Here is a 916-nt window from a genome sequence, read left to right on the forward strand (position 1 = left end):
AGAGACGGTTTCATAAAGACTGATCGGCCCGCCGAAGGGTATTCCAGCAGATCAGACAGCAACCGAGTTTGAGGAACGCGCCGTGAATGTCTGCACGGCGCTCGAAACGAATACGGAGACGACGGAAGTGATGCAGCCAGGCATGCGTGCGTTCGACGACCCAGCGATATTTGCCAAGGCCGCTGCCATGTTCGGTACGGCGCTTGGCGATCACTGGCTCGATACCGCGATCGCGCAACGCGCGCCGATGTCGCTCGGAGTCGTAACCGCGATCCGCGTAGACCACACGCGGCCGCTGCAATGGGTGGCCACGCAATCCGCGGATCGGCGGAATCGCGTCGATCAGCGGCAGCAATTGCGTGACGTCGTTGACGTTCGCGCCGGTCAGGATCGCGGCGAGCGGCGTACCGTTGGCGTCGGTGACGATGTGGTGCTTGGAACCGGGTCGCGCGCGATCGGTGGGGTTTGGCCCAGTTTTTGGCCTGCCCCAACGGCGCGAATCGATGATGAATCGACGGCGGCTCGTGAGAAGTCGATCTGGTCCGCTGCGCGCAGCTTTGCGAGCAGTAGCTCGTGCAAGCGATCCCAGACACCGGCTGCTTGCCAATCGCGCAGCCGGCGCCAACATGTCACGCCCGAGCCGCATCCCATCTCGGCCGGCAGGTCGCGCCAGCGTAGTCCGGTCTTGAGAACGAACAGGATGCCGGTCAGCGCGGCGCGATTCGAAACAGGCAGGCGGCCCGGGTTCTTCTCGCGCCGCGGCTTGGGTGGCGGCAGTAACGGCTCGATCAGTGTCCACAATTCATCGTCGATGATCGGCTTGGCCATCTCCTCAGTCTCGGTTGTTCCGATGCCTGAGGTTAACAGCTCACCGCGAAAGTTAACAGCCCCACGGGGCCTTTTTGAAACCGTCTCT

At 62.8% G+C, this 916-nt stretch carries 1 protein-coding gene; it reads right to left on the reverse strand.

Annotated elements, in window-relative coordinates; all coding sequences use genetic code 11:
• Positions 1-10: 10 nt before the first annotated feature.
• Positions 11-828, reverse strand: a protein-coding gene (locus tag H0X95_RS35675; protein ID WP_085954470.1) for an IS5-like element IS402 family transposase whose coding sequence is annotated in 2 segments (ribosomal slippage) — positions 11-480 and positions 480-828 — 819 coding nt in all. Because the reading frame shifts where the segments join, the coding sequence is not laid out codon by codon here.
• Positions 829-916: the final 88 nt, after the last annotated feature.

Source organism: Burkholderia sp. 9779_493 (assembly GCF_015712215.1).
GTDB lineage: Bacteria > Pseudomonadota > Gammaproteobacteria > Burkholderiales > Burkholderiaceae > Burkholderia > Burkholderia cenocepacia.